This window comes from Kitasatospora indigofera (genome assembly GCF_014655955.1).
In the GTDB taxonomy this organism is placed as follows: domain Bacteria; phylum Actinomycetota; class Actinomycetes; order Streptomycetales; family Streptomycetaceae; genus Kitasatospora; species Kitasatospora indigofera.
The window spans coordinates 16,763-36,426 of sequence record NZ_BNBO01000045.1; the positions used below are offsets into that span (position 1 = coordinate 16,763).

Annotated in this window: 17 protein-coding genes; 11 read left to right on the top strand and 6 right to left on the bottom strand. The window is 73.9% G+C overall.

Going from position 1 to position 19,664, the window contains the following annotated elements:
• Positions 1–289: 289 nt before the first annotated feature.
• Positions 290–1,960: an RICIN domain-containing protein gene (locus IE329_RS29240; RefSeq protein WP_229927857.1), complete on the top strand. Its 1,671-nt coding sequence runs from the start codon at positions 290–292 to the stop codon at positions 1,958–1,960.
• Positions 1,961–2,009: 49 nt separating this feature from the next.
• Here the strand turns inward: IE329_RS29240 and IE329_RS29245 are convergent, their stop codons facing one another.
• Entirely contained in the window at positions 2,010–2,585 is a 576-nt protein-coding gene (locus IE329_RS29245) for a DUF4291 domain-containing protein (RefSeq protein ID WP_190214004.1), read from the bottom strand.
• Positions 2,586–2,984: 399 nt separating this feature from the next.
• Between IE329_RS29245 and IE329_RS29250 the strand changes: the two genes are divergently transcribed.
• Positions 2,985–4,160, top strand: a complete 1,176-nt coding sequence (locus tag IE329_RS29250) for a hypothetical protein (RefSeq protein WP_229927858.1) — start codon at positions 2,985–2,987, stop codon at positions 4,158–4,160.
• A 229-nt stretch (positions 4,161–4,389) separates the two neighbouring features.
• Here the strand turns inward: IE329_RS29250 and IE329_RS29255 are convergent, their stop codons facing one another.
• Entirely contained in the window at positions 4,390–5,013 is a 624-nt protein-coding gene (locus IE329_RS29255; RefSeq protein WP_370882197.1) for a hypothetical protein, read from the bottom strand.
• A gap of 325 nt (positions 5,014–5,338) precedes the next feature.
• Here IE329_RS29255 and hemL point away from each other — a divergent pair, with 325 nt between their 5' ends.
• From hemL to IE329_RS29295, 8 genes are all read left to right on the top strand, one after another.
• Complete coding sequence (hemL, locus tag IE329_RS29260) at positions 5,339–6,664, top strand: glutamate-1-semialdehyde 2,1-aminomutase (RefSeq protein ID WP_190214005.1); 1,326 nt, start codon at positions 5,339–5,341, stop codon at positions 6,662–6,664.
• 192 nt (positions 6,665–6,856) lie between these two features.
• Positions 6,857–7,504 carry a histidine phosphatase family protein gene (locus tag IE329_RS29265; protein WP_190214044.1) on the top strand — a complete coding sequence of 216 codons (648 nt, stop codon included), beginning with the start codon at positions 6,857–6,859 and terminating at the stop codon, positions 7,502–7,504.
• Between the two features lie 247 nt (positions 7,505–7,751).
• Positions 7,752–8,360, top strand: coding sequence for a TlpA family protein disulfide reductase (locus IE329_RS29270; RefSeq protein WP_190214006.1), 609 nt, complete (start codon positions 7,752–7,754; stop codon positions 8,358–8,360).
• A complete protein-coding gene (locus tag IE329_RS29275; protein ID WP_229927859.1) occupies positions 8,357–9,133 on the top strand; it encodes a cytochrome c biogenesis CcdA family protein in 777 nt (258 codons plus the stop codon). Before IE329_RS29270 ends, IE329_RS29275 begins: the two co-directional genes overlap by 4 nt.
• 2 nt (positions 9,134–9,135) lie before the next feature.
• Complete coding sequence (gene resB / locus IE329_RS29280) at positions 9,136–10,923, top strand: cytochrome c biogenesis protein ResB (protein ID WP_190214007.1); 1,788 nt, start codon at positions 9,136–9,138, stop codon at positions 10,921–10,923.
• Positions 10,924–10,926: 3 nt separating this feature from the next.
• A complete protein-coding gene (gene ccsB, locus IE329_RS29285; protein WP_190214008.1) occupies positions 10,927–12,069 on the top strand; it encodes a c-type cytochrome biogenesis protein CcsB in 1,143 nt (380 codons plus the stop codon).
• A 578-nt stretch (positions 12,070–12,647) separates the two neighbouring features.
• Positions 12,648–13,034 (top strand): hypothetical protein, encoded by a 387-nt coding sequence (locus tag IE329_RS29290; protein ID WP_229927860.1) that lies wholly within the window; start codon positions 12,648–12,650, stop codon positions 13,032–13,034.
• Positions 13,035–13,178: 144 nt separating this feature from the next.
• Positions 13,179–14,264 carry an NAD-dependent epimerase/dehydratase family protein gene (locus IE329_RS29295; RefSeq protein ID WP_190214010.1) on the top strand — a complete coding sequence of 362 codons (1,086 nt, stop codon included), beginning with the start codon at positions 13,179–13,181 and terminating at the stop codon, positions 14,262–14,264.
• 110 nt (positions 14,265–14,374) lie between these two features.
• Here the strand turns inward: IE329_RS29295 and IE329_RS29300 are convergent, their stop codons facing one another.
• Positions 14,375–15,412, bottom strand: coding sequence for a ScbA/BarX family gamma-butyrolactone biosynthesis protein (locus tag IE329_RS29300; RefSeq protein WP_190214011.1), 1,038 nt, complete (start codon positions 15,410–15,412; stop codon positions 14,375–14,377).
• Positions 15,413–15,809: 397 nt separating this feature from the next.
• Between IE329_RS29300 and IE329_RS41635 the strand changes: the two genes are divergently transcribed.
• Complete coding sequence (locus tag IE329_RS41635; protein WP_190214012.1) at positions 15,810–16,700, top strand: ScbR family autoregulator-binding transcription factor; 891 nt, start codon at positions 15,810–15,812, stop codon at positions 16,698–16,700.
• Here the strand turns inward: IE329_RS41635 and IE329_RS29310 are convergent.
• From IE329_RS29310 to IE329_RS29320, 3 genes are all read right to left on the bottom strand, one after another.
• Positions 16,622–17,305, bottom strand: coding sequence for a ScbR family autoregulator-binding transcription factor (locus IE329_RS29310; RefSeq protein WP_190214013.1), 684 nt, complete (start codon positions 17,303–17,305; stop codon positions 16,622–16,624). The genes IE329_RS41635 and IE329_RS29310 overlap by 79 nt on opposite strands.
• Before the next feature lie 311 nt (positions 17,306–17,616).
• On the bottom strand, positions 17,617–17,826 hold the full coding sequence (locus IE329_RS29315; RefSeq protein WP_190214014.1) for an acyl-CoA carboxylase subunit epsilon: 210 nt from the start codon (positions 17,824–17,826) through the stop codon (positions 17,617–17,619).
• 158 nt (positions 17,827–17,984) lie between these two features.
• A complete protein-coding gene (locus IE329_RS29320) occupies positions 17,985–19,586 on the bottom strand; it encodes an acyl-CoA carboxylase subunit beta (protein WP_190214015.1) in 1,602 nt (533 codons plus the stop codon).
• Positions 19,587–19,664: the final 78 nt, after the last annotated feature.

Here is a 19,664-nt window from a genome sequence, read left to right on the forward strand (position 1 = left end):
GGCGGCTCGGTGCTGTCCGGCGGCCGTGCGCGCGGAGCGGTTCCGCCGCCGGTGCCCCGGGCCGGTGCCCCTGACCGGCCCGCCGGCGGCGTTCCGGCGGCGTTCCGGCGAGGTGCCGGCGGGACCCTTGTCATGACCCTTGTTGCGTTACTTGTCAGTACCTAGAATATGAGGCCTGCTCATATTTCCCTCGGCCGACGGCAGTTCGGGCCGGGGGCACCGCACGCTCCACGCTCCGCGCCGCCCGGCCCCCACCGGTCGGCGTCCCCGCCCTCGCAAGGAGTAACGCGTGATCAGGTCACTGTTCCCCGCTGCCCGGCGATGTCGCACCGTGCCCCGGCGCTCCCGCGCGGGAGCCCTGCTCGCCACCACCGGCTTGGTCGCCGGCCTCGTCCTGGCCGGCGCCCCGGGCGCCCTGGCCGGCACCGCGGCCGCCGCCGCGCCCCGCCCGCCCGCGATCGTCGCCCTCGGCGACAGCGCCATCTCCGGGGAGGGCGCCGGCACCGACACCGGCGACGGCTACTTCCCCGACAGCGACACCCCCGCCAACTACTGCCACCGCCACCCCAAGTCGGAGATCTTCGTCACCGACATCCCCGGCGTCACCCCGGTCGACCTCGCCTGCTCCGGCGCGCAGACCGGCGACCTGGTCAGCGACCCCGAGCTCGCGAAGATCACCGGCCCCGGCAGCGGCGACTTCGGCGAGCCCAAGCAGGACGTCCAACTCGCCCGGGCCGCGGCCCGGTACGACATCAAGATGATCGTCGTCACGATCGGCGCCAACGACGACTTCGACTTCAGCGGCATCATGATGCACTGCCTGAGCCAGTACTTCCCGGTCCCGCAGGGCCAGGGCTGCCGGGACACCATCGGCAGCGCCGAGATCGCCGAGCGGGCGAAGCGGGTCCAGCCCAAGGTGGTCGCGGCGCTGCGCGACATCCGGCAGACCATGCGGGCGGCCGGCTACGCCGACTCCTCGTACCAGCTGGTCCACCAGTCGTACTTCAACCCGATCACGCCCGACATCCGCACCAACACCTACGTCGGCAAGGTCGCGGCCGGCTGTCCGGCCTTCCCCGAGGACCTCGCCTGGGGGCACAACTGGGTGGTGCCGGTCCTGAGCGACGCCCTGCGCGCCGCCGCCGAGCAGGTGCCCGGCGTGCGCCACCTCGACCAGCGCCGGGTCTCCTTCGGCCACGAGGTCTGCGCGGAGTGGACCAGTTCGCCGTACGAGTACACCAACGGCGACGTGATCAACCTCTCCGAGTGGGTCCGCAACGGCTGCGACCAGCAGATCGGCATCCCGGGCCTGTGCATGAACATGGTGCGCCAGTCGTACCACCTGCGGGTCGCCGGCTACCGCGCCGAGGGCGTCTGCCTCGGCCAGTTCTACGCCCGGCCCGACCAGCAGCAGGCGTACTGCACCCTCAACCAGCAGAACACCACCTCCATCGAACCCCTCACCCCCGGGCAGCCGTTCGGCGACCGGCCCGAGGACGGCGCCTGGTACCAGCTCACCGACACCGCCACCGGCAAGGTGCTCGACCTGTCCGGCGGCGGCAGCTACGGCGACAGCACCGACGGCCGGGCCGCCATCACCTACCGGGCCACCGGCGGGCTGAACCAGTCCTTCGTCCTGGAGGCCAGGTCCGGCGGCAGCTACGAGCTGGGCTTCAGCGGCAACCGCGCCATGTGCCTGGACGCCACCGGGGCCTCCACCGCCCCGGGCACCCGCCTGGTGCAGTGGCGCTGCAACGGCGGCGGCAACCAGCACTGGGTCTTCAAGCCGGCCGGCGACGGCCGGTACACCCTGGCCGACTCGCAGGACACCGGGAAGGTGGCCACCGCCGGCCCGCCGGACGCCCAGGGCAACCAGCTGATCGAACTCGCGGCCGACACCGGCGCCCCCGGCCAGCTGTGGCAGCTCACCAAGCTCGGCATCGTCCACCTGCACGGCTGAGCCGCGCGGAGGCGGTGCGGCATCCGGCCGGGTGCCGCACCGCCCTCTCTCAGCCCGTCGCCCCGATCACCGCGGCGACGGTCTCCGGCAGCGGGTACGGCAGCTCGACAGGTGCGCCCCGGCCACCGCCGCGGCGCACCTCGCCCGCCAGTGCCGTCACGTCCGAGACCGAGACCAGCCACTCGTCCGCGTACCGGCGGACCGCCTCCCCGCGCAGCCCGACCTGCAGGGCCCGCCACGGCAGCGGGCGCAGGGCCGCGTCCCGCTCCGGGTCCCACTGCAGCCGGACCTCGCCGCGTCGCAGCTCACGCCGCCAGGCGTCCCTGGAGGGGTGCAGCCGGGGCCGGTAGGAACTCTCCACCGCCCGCGCGAGCGCCCACTCGAAGCCCTCCCGGGTGATCTCCAGGGCCAGGACCCGCTCCTGGCCCGGCGCCCGGCCCCAGTCGCTGCGGTACATCATCCAGTGGAAGGACGGCTTGATCCAGGTCATCCGCTCCCGGTCGAAGGCCGTGGGGAAGCGCCCGGTCCGGGCGGCCGGTATCCCGATGGCGGCCGGGAAGGCCTGGTAGACGGTGATCGTCGACGCGGTGAAGACGGCCCGGATCCGACGGACGGGGAGGGACATGCCCGGATCCTCGGCCACCACCCGTCCGGCCCGCCACCGGACATCCGCGCCACGGGCGGGCGGCGGGGGCGGTCCGGAGCCTCCCGGTGGCGCGGGGGCAGGCCCCCGTGGGCGCCGGCGGGCCGTGCCGTAGGCTCGCCCGGCAGCTTGCGCGTACAGCGGCGGTCCTCGGCGGGGGCGGAGTCAGGGATCATGAGCACAACACCAACCAGCGCGTCGCCCGAGGCGCCCGCCCGGCCCGGCACGCCGGCGCGGCCGGCGGCGGCCGGCTCCGTGGGCCCTCGTCGTCCGCCCGGCCCGTCGCAGGGCCCGCCGGACGGGACACCGGACGGCGCGCGGCCGGCCGGTGCGCCGTCGGACGGTGCGGGGCCGGCCGGGACGCCGGGTGACCGCCGGGCGGTGCGCCGCCTGGCCGGCCGCTACGGCGCCGCGCTCGGTGCCTACGCGGCCGTGAAGTCGGCCGGGTTCGCCGTCTTCCTCGCCCTGCTCGTCCACGCGGACGACTACAGCGGCAAGGCCACCGGGCGCGGCGGCGGCGCCCGGCCCTGGGACGTCCTCGGCAGCTGGGACGGCGTCTGGTACCAGCGGATCGCCCTCAGCGGCTACCACCCCCAGCTGATCCCGCTGCAGGGCTACCAGCACGCCACCCTGTACGAGAACTCGGCGGTCTTCTTCCCGCTCTACCCCTGGCTGATCCGGATCGTCTGCGCCTGTACCGGCCTCGGCACCTACGGCGCCGGGATGCTGGTTGCAGTGGTGGCCTCGTTCGTCGCGGCCGCCGGGATCTTCGCCGTCGCGGCCCGGCTGGGCGGGGTGCGGGCGGGCGTGGTCGCGGCCGCGATCTGGGGCCTGTTCCCCGGCTCGGGCGTGGAGTGGGCGGTCTACTCGGACTCGCTCTTCGTGGCGCTGGCGGCCTGGTCGTGCCACTGCGTGATCACCCGGCGCTGGCTCACCGCGGGACTGCTCGCCTTCACGGCCGGCCTGGGCCGCCCGACGGCGGCGGCGCTGATCGCCGCGGTGTCCCTCACGGCGCTCGTCGCACTGGTGCGGCGCACGGACGGCATCGTGCGCCCCCTGACGGCCGTGCTGATCGCCCCGTGGGGCCTGCTCGGCTACATCGGCTGGGTCGGCTGGAAGGTCGGCGAACCGGCCGGCTACTTCCACCTCCAACGCGGCGCCTGGAACCGCTACTTCGACTTCGGTTCGGCCACCGCCCACAGCCTCCTGGACGTCCTGGTCGGCCGCTGGCACGCCTGGCAGGTCAACCCCGTCCCGGACCTGATCGCGATCGCGCTGCTGATCGCCCTCCCCGGCCTGGTCGTCCTGCTGATGCGGACCCGCCCCCCGCTGGTCCTGGTCGTCTACACCGGGCTGACCATCGTCGCGGCGCTGGCCAGCAACCAGATATTCGACAACATCTCCCGCTACCTGCTGCCGGCCTTCCCGCTCTTCATCGGCCTGGCCACCGCCCTGCGCCGGTACAGCTGGGCCACCCTGGCCGGCCTCCTCACGCTCCCCGCCCTCGCCTCGGGCTGGTACGCGGGCTACGCCCTGTTCGAACTGGGCGTGCCGTAGCCGGCGCCGACCCCGGCCACTCCCGTCGATCCCGCCGCCGGCGGCCCTGCGGGGCTCCGCCGGCGGGTGATTGACGCCGCGTCACGGACGCCTGCGCGGCGGCCGGCGCCGCCGAGACCGACGGGTCGTGCCGGGCACGCCCGCGCCCCCGTCCGGACGGCTGCCCGGTCCGGACGGCTGCCCGGTCCGGACGGGGGCGCGGGGCGGACGGTCGTCCACGGGGTGCGGCTCAGGGCCACACCAGGCAGTACAGCTGGTGCCCGGCGTCGTGCAGCCGGTTCGCGAAGTCCTGCCACTCGTGCAGCATGCTGTAGATCACGAAGGCGTCGCGCGGGCCCCGGCGGTCCGGGACGGTGGACCAGATGAAGGCCGCCGCGCCCAGCTCGGTCTCGTCGGCCTTGCGGAGCGGCTCGACGACGATCTGCGGCAGCTGGACGACCGCGTAGTCCGGGTGCAGGACGACGAGTTCCAGCGGCGGCACCTGGTGCAGCGGGACGCCCTGGATGCCGGTGAGGACCATCGCGCTCATGGTCTCCGGCTTGATCTTGGTGGAGAGGTGCCCGTTGGGGGAGCCGCTGGTCTCCATCAGGTCGCCGAGGCGGCCGAGGGCACCCAGCTCGCCGGCGTCCAGGCCGAGGCCGCCGGGGCCGAGCGCGGTGGGGACTCTGGCGGCGGTGGCGCGATCGGGTGCGCCGAAGTACTTGTAGGTCACCCCCACGCGTCCCTCACCCCGTCTTCCACTGCGACCTGCACCCGTACCCGCTCCCGTACCGCCGCTCGCGGCCCGCGCGGACCGTCGGGAGCCGCCCGCGATCTCGTCGTGGCCGTCCTGCGCCTCGGACACTCGGACCATCCTCACCGGAATTCGCCGGAATCGACAGACCCCCGCACGTCCGGTGTCCCTCCCGGACGTGCCCCTTACCCGTCATGGGCCGCCGTACACGGCCGCCGTCATACCGTCCAACCCGTTCACACGCTCGTACGTCACCACTGCCCGCGGCGGCGGTGACGTAAGCCCTGTGCACTGCATGTGCGCACAGTCTGACCGGTCCGGTCAAGGCAGCAGTCAGCGCCCCTGCTGTACGGACAACCGTACAGACAACGGCACACGGATCATCGTTCCAGATGATCGGGTCCGACATGCAGAGGTGAAGGACACGATTTGAGACCATGTGCGGGTGAGCTACCCCTACGAAGCACCTCAATCCCAGTCGCTGTTCGACCGCGCCTCGGTCGTCACCCCCGGTGGCGTCAACTCGCCGGTGCGCGCCTTCCGCGCGGTCGGCGGCACGCCGCGCTTCATGGTGTCCGGAAACGGCCCCTACCTCACCGACGCCGACGGCCGTGAGTACGTCGACCTGGTGTGCTCGTGGGGGCCGATGATCCTGGGCCACGCGCACCCGGCGGTGATCGACGCCGTCCAGCGGGCGGTCTCCCTCGGCACCTCCTTCGGCACGCCGGGGCAGGGCGAGGTCGAGCTGGCCGAGGAGATCGTCGACCGGATCGCGCCGGTCGAGCAGGTCCGGCTGGTCTCCTCGGGCACCGAGGCGACCATGTCGGCGATCCGGCTGGCCCGCGGCTTCACCGGCCGCGCCAAGGTGGTCAAGTTCGCCGGCTGTTACCACGGTCACGTGGACGCGCTGCTGGCCGCGGCCGGCTCCGGCGTGGCGACCTTCGGCCTGCCGGACACCCCGGGCGTCACCGGGGCCCAGGCCGGCGACACCATCGTGCTGCCGTACAACGACCTCGCCGCGGTCGAGGCGGCCTTCGCCGCGAACCCGGGCGAGATCGCCTGCGTGATCACCGAGGCCTCGCCCGGCAACATGGGCGTCGTCCCGCCGCTGCCCGGTTTCAACGGCGGCCTGGCCCGGCTGTGCCGGGAGAACGGCGCGCTGTTCATCTCGGACGAGGTGATGACCGGCTTCCGCGTCTCCAGGGCCGGCTGGTACGGCCTGGAGGCCGCGAACGAGGGCTGGGCGCCGGACCTGCTGACCTTCGGCAAGGTGATGGGCGGCGGCTTCCCGGCGGCGGCCTTCGGCGGCCGGGCCGACGTGATGGGCCACCTGGCCCCCGCCGGGCCGGTCTACCAGGCGGGCACGCTGTCGGGGAACCCGGTCGCCACCGCGGCCGGCCTGGCCCAGCTGCGCGGCTGCACCGACGAGGTGTACGCGACCGTGGACCGGGTGGCGGCCGAGGTGTCCGGCCTGGTCTCGGACGCGCTGGCGAAGGAGGGCGTGGCCCACCGCCTGCAGACGGCCGGGAACATGTTCTCGGTGTTCTTCACCGACCGGCCGGTGACCGACTACGACGAGGCGAGGACGCAGGAGGCGTACCGCTTCAACGGCTTCTTCCACTCGATGCTCGCGCAGGGCGTCTACCTGCCGCCGTCGGCCTTCGAGTCCTGGTTCGTCTCGGCGTCCCACGACGAGCGGGCGATCGAGCGGATCGCCGCCGCCCTGCCGGCCGCCGCCCGCGCGGCCGCCGAGGCCCGCCCGGCCGCCTGACCCGCCCCCGCACGGCCCCGCGGCGCCGGTCCGCCCCCGGACCGGTGCCGCGCCCCGGCCACCGGGGACCCGGCACCCCGGGGCCCGACCGCCCGGACCGTACGCCCGGACCCGACCGCCCGTACCCAACCACTCAGCAGCCCGCCAGGAGAACTTGAAGTGAGCGCCCAAGAGATCACCGTCGTGCACCTCATGCGGCACGGTGAGGTGCACAACCCGGAGGGCATCCTGTACGGCCGCCTGCCGGACTACCACCTGTCCGAGCTCGGCCGGCAGATGGCCGACCGGGTCGCCGAGGACCTGGCCGGGCGGGACATCACCCACGTGGTGGCGTCCCCGCTGGAGCGGGCCCAGGAGACCGCCGAGCCGATCGGCAAGTCGCACGGCCTGGACGTCGCGGTCGACGAGCGGCTGATCGAGGCCGACAACATCTTCCAGGGCAAGACCTTCGGGGTGGGCGACGGCTCGCTGCGCAACCCCTCGTACTGGAAGTACCTGACCAACCCGTTCCAGCCGTCCTGGGGCGAGCCGTACGTCGAGCAGGCGGTGCGGATGATGGGCGCGCTGGCCGCCGCCCGGGACGCGGCCCGCGGGCACGAGGCCGTCTGCGTCAGCCACCAGCTGCCGATCTGGACGGTCCGCTCGTTCGTGGAGAAGCGCCGGCTGTGGCACGACCCGCGCCGCCGGCAGTGCTCGCTGGCCTCGCTGACCAGCTTCACCTACGAGGGCGACCGGATCGTGTCGGTCGGCTACCGGGAGCCGGCCCGCGACCTGCTGCCGGCGCACCTGGTGGGCAAGGGCGGCAAGGGCAAGCCGGTCGGCAAGAGCTTCGGCGCCTGACCCGGCCGGGCCCGGGGGAGTGACCGTGCTCACCCGGGCCCGCACGGCTTCCCGGGCCGGTGCCGCCCCGGCCCGGGCCGGGGCCGTTCCCGGGCGGCCGGGGCCCCGCCGGGGCCGGTCCGGCGGATAAGCGCTTCGCGACCGGAGCGCCCAGCCGCGCCTTGGCGCAGCCGCAGGTCAGGGGCGGTTCGACACGCTAGGTCGGACCCCCCGAAACCCGCCCGGAGTCCCATGCGAAACTTTTCACATGTCTGGCACGACGCGTCCCCGCCTTCGTCTCGCCGCAGCCGTAGCCGCCGCTGCCGCGCTCGTCCTCACCGGTTGCTCGTCGTCCGGGTCATCGGGCAGTGGTGACGCGCAGACCGGCTTCATCGTCGGCAAGGGCGGCGCGCCGGACACCGCCGCCGCCGGCCACCGCAAGGACGCGCCGGACATCTCCGGCACCACCCTGGAGGGCACCAAGGTCGCGCTCTCGGACTACCGGGGCAAGGTCGTGGTGCTGAACATCTGGGGCTCCTGGTGCAACCCGTGCCGCGCCGAGGCCCCCAACCTGCAGTCGGTCTGGGACGCCTACAAGGACCAGGGCGTCCAGTTCCTCGGCATCAACACCCGGGACATCGACCCGGCGAACGCCGTCCGCTTCGAGCAGGAGAAGGGTGTCACCTTCCCCAGCCTGTACGACCCGGACGGCACCCAGATCCTCAAGTTCCCCAAGGGCAGCCTCAACCCGCAGTCGATCCCGACCACCCTGGTGATCGACCGCGACGGCAGGCTGGCGGCCCGGGCGATGCGGGCGCTGGAGGCCGAGGACATCGAGGCGATGCTGAAGCCCGTCCTGGCGGAGCAGAAGAGTTGAGCACCACCCTGACCGCGCTGGGCGGCGCCGCCGGCACCGTCGAGAGCGGCGCCATCCTGCTGGCCGTACCGGTGGCGCTGGCGGCCGGCCTGCTCTCCTTCTTCTCGCCCTGCGTGCTGCCGCTGGTGCCGGGCTACCTCTCGTACGTCACCGGCTTCTCCGCCGCCGACCTCGCCGACGCGCGCGGCGCCCGGCGCGGCCGGATGCTGCTCGGCTCGGTGCTGTTCATCCTCGGCTTCACGGCGGTGTTCGTCTCCACCGGCGCGCTGTTCGGCTACTTCGGGCAGACCTTGCAGGAGCACCGGCGGGCGATCGGCGTGGTGCTCGGCTCGCTGACGATCGTGATGGGGCTGGCCTTCATGGGCCTGGTGCCCGGCCTGAGCATGCGCGAGATGCGCTCGCACCGCCGCCCGGCGATCGGCCTGGCGGGGGCGCCGCTGCTCGGTGTGGTCTTCGGGGTGGGCTGGACGCCGTGCATCGGCCCGACCCTGGGCACCATCCTGTCGCTCTCCACCAGCGAGGCGGACGCGGGCCGCGCCGCGCTCCTGATGACCGTCTACTGCCTGGGGCTGGGCGTACCGTTCATCCTGGCCGCGCTGGCCTTCCGCCGGGCGCTGGGCGCCTTCGGCTGGGTCAAGCGGCACTACCCGCTGGTGATGCGGATCGGCGGCGGCATGCTGGTCGCCGTGGGGCTGCTGCTGGTCACCGGGGTCTGGGACTCGCTGGTGCAGCAGATGCAGGTCCTGACCGCCGACTTCTCGATCGGAATCTGAGCGTGAGCAACACCGACACCGACACCGGGGTCAGCCGGCCCGACGAGGACGAGCGGACGGCCGAGCGCCTCAGCAGCGCCCCGGCCGAGTCGGACGGCCCGGCCGGCATAGGGGCGTTCGGCTGGCTGCGCTGGACGTGGCGCCAGCTGACCTCGATGCGGGTCGCGCTGATCCTGCTCTTCCTGCTCTCGCTGGCGGCCGTCCCCGGCTCGCTGATCCCGCAGAACGGCCAGAACGCCTTCAAGGTGCAGGCCTGGAAGGCCGCCCACACCACGGTCGCGCCGGTCTACCAGAAGCTCCAGCTGTTCGACGTCTACAGCTCGGTCTGGTTCTCGGCGATCTACATCCTGCTGTTCGTCTCGCTGGCCGGCTGCATCGTCCCGCGCACCTGGCAGTTCGTCGGGGTGCTGCGCGCGCACCCGCCGGCCGCGCCGCGCAACCTGACCCGGATGCCGGTGTACGCGGCCTGGCGCACCGACGCGGACGCCCGCACGGTGAACGCGGCCGCGCACCGGCTGCTGCGCCGCCGGCGGTTCCGGGCGAACCTGGCCGACGGCTCGGTGGCGTCCGAGAAGGGCTACCTGCGCGAGGTCGGCAACCTGCTCTTCCACCTGTCGCTGTTCGCGCTGCTGGCCGGCTTCGCCTGGGCGAGCCTGGCCAGCGGACAGGGCGGCAAGCTGGTGATCGAGGGCCAGGGCTACTCCAACACCATGACCCAGCTGGACGACTTCAAGGGCACGGCCTTCTACGGCTCGGAGGACCTGGACTCGTTCGGCTTCAAGCTCGACAACTTCACCTCCCGCTTCCAGACCAGCGGTGACCAGGTCGGCAGTGCCCGCGAGTTCACCGCGCACATCCGGTACTGGAAGGGCAGCGACGACTCGAAGCTGACCAAGGGCGACATCGAGGTCAACCACCCGCTGGAGATCGGCGACAGCAAGGTCTTCCTGATCGGCCACGGCTACGCGCCGGTCGTCACGGTGAAGAACGCCAAGGGCGAGGTGGTCTACTCGGGCCCGACCGCGTTCCTGCCGCAGGACGCCAACCTGACCTCCACCGGTGTGATCAAGGTGTCCGACTACGGCTTCAGCGAGAAGGACGACAAGAAGGTCAAGATGGCCTTCCAGGGCTTCTTCCTGCCGACCGCGCCGGCCAACTTCGACATGAGCACCGGCCCGCGCTCGCTGTTCCCCGGTGACGCCGACCCGCTGCTGGTGCTCAACGCGTACGTCGGCCCGGCCGGCGACTCCGGCCTGCCGGAGAACGTCTACCAGCTGGACAGCCGGGGCATGACCCAGCTCACCCAGGACGGCCAGATCGCCAAGGTGAAGCTGAAGCCGGGCCAGGGCTGGACCCTGCCGGACAACTACGGGACCGTCACCTTCGACGGCTACAAGCAGTGGGCCAGCTTCAACGTGTCCCACCGCCCGGGCAACGCGATCGCCCTGACCGGAGCGGTGTGCGCGATCCTCGGCCTGATCGGCTCGCTGTTCGTGCAGCGCCGCCGGGTCTGGGTGCGGGCGGTCGCCCTGCCGGACGGCACCACCCTGGTCGAACTCGCGGGGCTCGCCCGCAGCGAGTCCGCGAAGATCGCCGAGGAGCTGGCCGAACTCGCGGTCGACCTCCAGGACGACGCACCGGCCCTCGACGAGCCGGACCCCGACGAGCCGGCCCTCGACGAGCCGGAACGCGACGAGCCGGGGACGGATGCGGCCGAGGCCGAGGCCGGACCCGCACCCGACGCAACCCCAGACCCCGCAGTCCCTGCCGACCCGCACTCCAAGGAGTAGACGGTGCATCTCGCCTCGGCGGTCGACCCCAGCCTGGCCGACCTCTCCAACAAGCTCATCTACTCGGCCATGGCCGTGTACCTCTTCGGCATGTTCGCCTACATGTTCGAGTGGACCTTCGGCAGCAAGGGCGCGGTCGCCGTCCGCTCCTCCGAGCAGTCCAGCCTCGCCGAGACGGTGGCCGCGGCCGCCGCGGGCAAGCCCGCGAAGGCGGCCAAGAAGGTCACCGTCACGGTGGCCGCGGCCGGCGGCGGCACCACCACGCTGACCCGGACCGCCCTCGCGGGCGAGGGCGCGACGGTCGTCACCAGCGGCCGCGGCGAGGGCGAGGAGGCGGACGGCCCGGGCGCGGCCGGCGGCAGCGAGAAGGCCGACCTGGCCGGGCGGATCGCCATCTCGCTCACCGTTCTCGGCGCGCTGCTGCACGCCGGCGGGGTGATCGCCCGAGGCCTGTCGGTGACCCGCTGGCCCTGGGGCAACATGTACGAGTTCTCCTGCGCCTTCGCGCTGACCATGGTGCTGGCCTTCCTGGCCCTGCTGGCCGCCAAGAAGCAGGCCCGTTGGCTCGGCCTGCCGGTCATGGTGGCCGGCCTGCTGACCCTCGGCGTGGCCACCACGGTGCTCTACACCGACTCCGAGCAGCTGGTGCCGGCCCTGCACTCGTACTGGCTGGCCATCCACGTCTCCACCGCGATCATCTGCGGCGGTGCGTTCTACGCGGCCTTCATCACCACCGCGCTGTACCTCGGCAAGGACTCGTACGACAAGCGGATCGCGGCCGGGCTGACCACCGGCCCGCTGCGCACCTCGGCCTCGGTCTGGCAGCGGCTGCCCGCCGCCTCCACCCTGGACAAGCTCTCGTACCGGATCAACGCCCTGGTCTTCCCGCTCTGGACCTTCACCATCATCGCGGGCGCGATCTGGGCCGAGGCCGCCTGGGGCAAGTACTGGGAGTGGGACCCGAAGGAGACCTGGTCCTTCATCACCTGGGTCGCCTACGCCTGCTACCTGCACGCCCGTGCCACCGCCGGCTGGAAGGGGCGCAAGGCGGCCTACCTGGCGCTGGCGGCCTTCGCCTGCTGGCTCTTCAACTACTACGGCGTCAACATCTTCGTCACCGGCAAGCACTCGTACGCGGGCGTCTGACCGCAGCCGGCCGGCACCCTTCGGCGGCCGGCCCGGGGGGCCCGGCCGGAGGCCGGGGGGAGGCCGCCGGCAGCCGGCCGCCGTCCGGGCCGCACGCTCCACCGCATCGCATTCTCAGGGGAGGGGAACGATGGCCGAGGACCAGGCGCGCCGTCCCGGCCGCGACCGTCCCGGCGGGGTGACGACCGGCCGGGCCGGGCCCCCGGCGGAGTCGTCCCGCCGGTGCTCCTGCCGGCCGCCGCCGGGGCCCGGTACCTGGTGCTGACCCGGCGGCACCGCCGCGCCGCCGCCTCCTCCCCCGACGGGGTGCCGCGGCCGGACCTCCCGGCCTCCCCCGCGATCCCGCCGGTGAGGTCCCGCTGACGGTCGCCACCACGGCCGAACGGGCCCACGGCGCCGGGCCGGTGCCGGTACCGGTACCGGCGGCAGCGGCGGCCGCCGGGCCGCCGTCGCGGCCTTCCTGACGCCGCCGGGGGCGGTGTCCGGATATATGACAGTTTGTGGCAGGGTATGTGCCAGGCATCTGGGCCTGGCACGGGAGCGTCGAGGAGGACCGCGCAATGGAGTGCGACGAGGTCATGGTGACCGTCCGAATCACCGCCGCCGAGCGAACGCTGCTCCGCAGGCTCGCACAAGGGCACCACAGCGATCTGTCCGAGGTGGTCGCCGACGGCCTGCTGGACGTCATCCCCACCCTCTACAGCCCGGCGGACGCCTACCGGCTGCTCGCCGCCCTGGCCGCCCCTGCGCCCTGCGCCCTGACGGTCTGGCTGCCCACCCCGCTGGCGGACCTGCTCGTCCCCGGCGCGGCCCGGGTCGCCCAGGTCACCGGCGTGCGGATCGGCTCCGCCAGCGCCATGCTCGGGGCCACCCTGCGGCTCTGGCTCACCCAGGACCCCAACCGGCTGGCCCTCAACCTCAGCGTCATGCACGCGGGCCGTCCGGCGGCACTGGCCGCGGCCTGACCGGCCCGACCGGACCGGGCCGCCCGGAGGCCCCGACCCGGCCCTGAGCGGCCCTGCCCGGCCTTGACCTGCCCGGCCTTGACCGGCCTGACCGGGACGGCCCGGCCGGGCCGCCCACCCGTGGAGAGCGAGAGGCGCACGCCGATGCCGAGCACCACCCGGACCGTCCTGCTGACCGGAGGAGCCGGCTTCACCGGCGGCTGGACGGTCGGCGAGCTCCGGCGCGCCCTGCACCGGGCCGGCGCGGAGGCCGGGCGGCCGTCCGTCCTGCGGGTGCTGACCCACCGGCGGCCGGTGCCGGACGGGACGGGCACCGGCGCCGGCGCCGAGGCCCTGCCGCGGCCGGAGCACGCCCACGGCGACCTCACCGACCCGGCCTCGCTGCGCGGCCTCTGCGACGGCGTGGACACCGTCCTGCACCTCGCCGTGCGGGTCGGCGAGGACGAGGAGGAGGCCCGCGCGGTCAACGTGGAGGGCACCCGCAACCTGCTGGCCGAGGCCGCCCGTGCGGGTGTGCGCCGGATCGTCCAGCTCGGCACCGCGGCCGTCTACCGCGACGGCGCCCACCGGGGGGCCGCCGAGGGCGAGTTGGAGACCGGGCCGGTCTCCGTCACCAGCCGGACCAGGCTGGCGGGCGAGCGGCTGGTGCTCGCGGCCGGCGGTACGGTGCTGCGCCCGCACCTGGTCTACGGCGCCGGGGACACCTGGTTCGTGCCGGCGCTGGCGCAGCTGGTGCGCGGGCTGCCGCACTGGGTGGACGGCGGCCGGGCCAGGCTCTCGCTGGTCGCCGTGGACGACCTGGCGCGGGCCCTCGCCGCGCTCGCCGTCGGCCCGGGGCCGGGCCGGGCGGCCGGGCATGCCCCGGAGCAGGCCCCGGATCCGGCCGGGCGGCCCGGCGGGCGGGTCCTGCACGCGAGTCACCCGGTGCCGGTCACCGCGCGGGAGCTGGTCGGGACGGTGGCCGCCGCGCTGGGGCTCCCGCTGCCCGAGGGGGACATCACCATGGCGGCGGCGCTGGAGCTGCTCGGCGGCGCGACCCCCGTCCGGGAGCGCCGGCTCTCGCTGCTGGCCGTCGACCACTGGTACGACAGCTCCCGGCTCTGGGCGCTGGCCGGCGTCGACCCCGGCCCGGGCTTCGCCGCGCGGTTCGCGGACCACGCGCCCTGGTACCGCGCCGCCCTGGCCGGCGGCGCCGCTCCCGCCGGCCACCCGGCCCGGGCACGGTCCTGAGCGCACCCAAGCCGCGCACCCAGGCCACGCGCACCCAGGCCACGCGCACCCAGGCCGTGCAGGCCGGCTGAGCGCGCCGGGCCGCGCGCAGCCCGCGGGCGGCCGCCCGGTCAGGAGGCGATCTGCAGGTCCTGGCCGTGGCCGTCCCGGAAGCCCGGGGCACCCGGCAGCGCCGGGGCCTCCAGCATCGCCGCCGCGGGGGCCAGCGGCTCGGTGACCAGGCGGCACTCGGCGGCGGTGCGGCCGTCCTGCTCCAGCGTCACCCGGACCGGCACCCGGCGCGGGTCCGGGCCCGGCTCCAGCCAGGCGCGGACCAGGCAGGGCCGGTCCAGCTCGATGTAGTGCTCGAAGCTGCTGATCGCCTCGACGGGCACCACCGGCTCGGGGTGCCGCAGCCGCTGGGCGGCCTGGCGGGCGGCCTCCAGGACGAGCATCCCGGGGACGTGGTCGACCGGGTGGTCGAACAGGACCGGGTGCCGGGCGTCGGCCCGCAGCAGCCAGGTGCCGGGCTGGCGGGCCGGGGTCAGCACCACGTCCGAGGGGTTCTCCCGGCCGACCAGCGCGGGCGTGGTGGCGGTGCCGGGCCGGAGCGGGACGGGGTAGAGGCCGTCGCGTCCGCGCAGCCGCCGGTAGGCCTGCGGCGGGATCACCGAGACCTGCCCGGAGCCGTGGCCGAGCGGCCGCCCGTCCCGCTCGGCCTGGACGTCGATCCGCAGCGAGGCGAGCCGGCGGTGCCGCATCCGGACGTCCTGGCAGCTCACCCGGAGCATCAGCGAGGCGGGGCGGGCGCCGATGGTCAGGCCGGCCAGGTCCACCGTGTAGGACAGGTCGTCCATCGCGAACTGGTGGCCCTGCGGGACGCCGAAGCCGACGTGCGAGATCAGCAGGCCGGCCTGGCGGATCGTCTCGGCCATCAGGACGGGGTCGTGCTGGGCGTCCCCGGGCAGCCGGTAGAAGCCGTGGGCGCGCGGCCACTGGGCGCCGAGCAGGAAGTCGTACGGGCCGGTGGCCTGCCAGCCGGTGAGGAAGACCTCGGAGACCGTGGTGCGGTGCACCAGGTGCCGGGAGACGGTCCGCTCGTGGAAGTCGTAGCCGGCGCCGGGTTCGGGATACGCCTCGTCCTCGCCCAGTTCTGCGATCAGCGGCATTCCTTGCCCCACTCCCGGGAGTTGGTCGACGGGACCGCGAGCGGGCGGCCACGAGAAACATACAGACCACCCGGTTTCTCCTGCTGGCCGGGGGCCGTCCGGGCTTGGGACAACTGTGGTGGGGTGCGGACCGGCAGCGCAAGGGCCGGACTCCACCGCCCGCTGCACGAAGACTACTGCGCAAGGGTTAGATTAGAAACCAACCATGCGGTTTAGACCGGCCGGCGGACGGGGCAGGTGCGGGGCGGGGGGCCGGAGCCGGGCGGGGATCCGGTCGCCGGGCCGGCGCTCCGGCCCGCCCGGCCGGCCCCGGATCGTCCCCGGAGGATCCGGGGGCGCCAACGGCCGGGGCGGTGGGACGGGCTGTGCCGTGCCGGTCGAGAGGGAGGGGCCTTCAGTGGTCAAGCAGGAGCGGGCGGGACGCACCAGGCAGGCCGTGCTGCTCGCGGCGGCGAGGACTTTCGCCGACGCGGGCTACGAATCGGCGAGCCTGGTGGACATCAGTCGCTGTGCCGGGGTCAGCAAGGGGGCCCTCTACTTCCACTTCGTGTCCAAGCAGGCGCTGGCCGAGGGGGTGCGGGCGGCGGCCCGCCGGGTCATCGCGACCGCGGTGCTGCGCGCCCGCCGCAGTGACGGGCCGGCCGTGCAGGCCCTGCTCGACCTGGCCCACGAGCTGGCCAGGCTGTTGCGCGAGGACATCGTGGTGCGGGCCGGGGTGCTGCTCAGCCAGGGCACCCAGAGCGGCAAGGAGCCGCCGGGCCCGGGCGCCCCGGAGGGGTGCGGCCCCTGGCGGGACTGGACGGTGATGGTGCGCCGGCAGCTGGTGCTGGCCGAGGCCTCGGGCGAACTGCGGCCGGGGGCAGGCCCCCAGGAGTCGGCGGAGCTGCTGACGGCGGTCGCGGCCGGCCTGGTGCTGCTCTCCTGGGCGGACGCCGCGGTGCTCCGCCCGGAGGCGGTGGCCGCCGTGCTGGCCTCGGCGCTGCCGGCCCTGGTGCCGGCCGGGCGGACGGGTGAGTACCGGACGGAGGGGTCGGGAGCGGTGTTCCCCCGGGCCGACGGGCCGGCTCCGGTCGCCGGGGGCTGCGCCGGGCCCGGCCCGGAGCGCGCCGCGCACCCCGCCCCGGAGCGCGCCGCCGTCCCGGGCCCGGCCTGGGTGTTCGACCTCGGGCGCGGGTTCGTCCCGGCGCCCGCCCGCGTCCCGGCGCCGGTCTACGAGCCGGGGTTCGAGCCGGGATCGGAGCCGGGGTTCGAGCCCGGGTTCGAGACCTGCTCGGCGGCCTCCGGCTGAGGCGGGTGCACGGCCAGCCGGGCCAGCGCGTGCGGCTGCACCAGGCCGGGCAGCAGCAGGGTCCACAGGTCGGTCATCCGCTTGATCAGGTCCTGCCGGTCGGTCAGCACCTGGGAGGTGAGCTGGATGCCGGTCACCGCGCCGACGATCACGTCGGCCGCCCCGGCGGTGTCCAGCCCCGGGTGCAGCTCGCCCTTGTCCATGGCGTTGCGCAGCAGCAGGTGGGCCGCGTCGGACCAGCCGCGGTAGGCCATGGTCTGCGGCTGGGTGAAGGTGCCGTGCTCGATGGTGAGCCGGATGCTGCCGCGGACCAGCGGGTCCCGCTGCAGGGCGTCGGCGAAGGCGTACCCGAGGTCGATCAGCGTCTGCACCGGGCTGTCCGAGGTGGGGACCCAGGACGCGAGCCAGGTGGACTGCTCCTCGATGACCGCCCGGGCCAGCTCCTCCTTGGAGCTGAAGTGGAAGTAGAGCGCGCCCTTGGTGACGGCCGCCTGCGCCAGGATCTCGGACATCGTGGCACCGGCGTAGCCCCGTTTGTCGAACACGACGGCCGCGGCGCGGAGAACTGCCTGCCGGGTCGCCAGGGCACGGGCCTGCCGAGCCATCGGAGCCTCCTAGGGGTCGTGGGTCCGCGCCGGCGTCCGGTCGGGGGCGGCGGGTGTCCGGGGGTCTGGGGAGGATAGCCGCAAACCGCGCAGGTGGAATTGTACGGGGGCCAACTTCCCTTCCCCCGGCGGTCTTCAAGAATTCGCCCGGCCCTTCCACCGGCCCGGCCCGCCAGGGTACGCGAACGGCCCCCTCGGCACCCGGTGTCCGGGGTCGAGGGGGCCGTTCGCGTGGTGCCGGCGGCGCAGGGGTGCGGGCGCCACCGGCCGGGTTGACGCTCGGGTGCCGGGCGGGGCGGCCCGGCGGGCGGTTACGCCGCCTGCTGCCAGCTGACCGGCGACCAGTACGGCTGGCGCCGCTCCAGGCGCTGCCAGCCGGCCATCGGCTCGACCGGGGCGATCGCCGCGGCGGCCTGCTGGGCGACGGCCGCGCGGGCCATCAGCACGGCCGTCAGGGCGGCGAGTTCCTCGTCGTTCAGCGAGCCGCGGACGATGCGGACAAGAGGTTCGGAAGCGCTCATGGCCTTTGGTTTCTCCCCCGTGCAGATTTCTGGATGGATGGTCGGAGTGCGGGCTCCCCGGCCTGCGGGGAGCTGTCGCGAGCTGCGCGCACGTGCTTCGAACTGCGTCGAACTGCTTCGGGCTACTGCGAACTGCGGCGGTGCACTGCGGTGATCCACTACATCGGCGGGTTGCCGTGCTTGCGGCTGGGCAGGTCGGCGTGCTTGGTGCGGAGCATGGCGAGCGAGGCGGCGAGCACGGCGCGGGTCTCGGCCGGGTCGATGACGTCGTCCACGAGGCCGCGCTCGGCCGCGTAGTACGGGTGCATCAGTTCGCTCTTGTACTCCTTGATCTTCTGCGCCCGCATCGCCTCGGGGTCGTCGGCGCCGTTGATGTCCCGGCGGAAGATGACGTTGGCCGCGCCCTCGGCGCCCATCACGGCGATCTCGTTGGTGGGCCAGGCGAAGGACAGGTCCGCGCCGATCGAGCGGGAGTCCATCACGATGTACGCGCCGCCGTAGGCCTTGCGCAGGATCAGCTGGATCCGCGGCACGGTGGCGTTGCAGTACGCGTAGAGGAGCTTGGCGCCGTGCCGGATGATGCCGTCGTGCTCCTGGTCGACGCCGGGCAGGAAGCCCGGGACGTCCAGCATGGTCACCAGCGGGATGTTGAAGGCGTCGCACATCTGGACGAAGCGCGCGGCCTTCTCCGAGGCGTTGATGTCCAGCACGCCGGCCAGCGACTGCGGCTGGTTGGCGATGATGCCGGTGACGTGGCCGTCGATCCGGGCCAGCACGCAGAGCACGTTGGTGGCCCAGCGCTCGTGGATCTCCAGGAACTCGCCGTGGTCGACGATCTCCTCGATCACCTTGCGCATGTCGTACGGGCGGTTGCCGTCGGCGGGGACGAGGTCCAGCAGCGAGTCGTTGCGGCGGTCCACCGGGTCGTCGTTGACGTTGGCCGGGGGCATCTCGCGGTTGTTCTGCGGCAGCAGCGACAGGAGGTAGCGGACCTCCTCGATGCAGCTCTGCTCGTCGTCGTAGGCGAAGTGCGAGACGCCGGAGACGCCGGAGTGGACGTCGGCGCCGCCGAGGCCGTTCTGGCTGATCTTCTCGCCGGTGACGGCCTGCACCACGTCCGGGCCGGTGATGAACATCTGCGAGGTCTCGCGGACCATGAAGATGAAGTCGGTCAGCGCGGGGGAGTAGGCGGCGCCGCCGGCGCAGGGGCCGAGCATCACGGAGATCTGCGGGATGACGCCGGAGGCGCGGGTGTTGCGCTGGAAGATGCCGCCGTACCCGGCGAGCGCGGTGACGCCCTCCTGGATGCGGGCGCCGGCGCCGTCGTTCAGCGAGATCAGCGGGGCGCCGGCCGCGATGGCCATGTCCATGATCTTGTGGATCTTCTGCGCGTGGGCCTCGCCCAGCGCGCCGCCGAAGATCCGGAAGTCGTGGGCGTAGGTGAAGACGGTGCGCCCGTGCACGGTGCCCCAGCCGACGATGACACCGTCGGTGTGCGGCTTCTTGGCCTCCAGGCCGAAGCCGGTGGCGCGGTGCCGGCGCAGCGGCTCCACCTCGTGGAAGGAGCCCTCGTCCAGGAGCAGGTCGATCCGCTCGCGAGCGGTCAGCTTGCCCTTGGCGTGCTGGGCCTCGGTGGCTTTCTCGCTCGGGCCGCTGCGAACCTTCTCGCGCAGTTCGTGCAGCTCGGCGACCCGCCCGCGGGCGTCGGCCGGGATCTCGGGGATCTCGTCACCGACCGGCGCCTCATGCACAACCGTCATCTCGAACCACTCCAAGGGTGAGGGAACTGTCCGACAGCCAACGTCTGCGGTGCCCCCGGCTGCGAATCACTTCTTCAG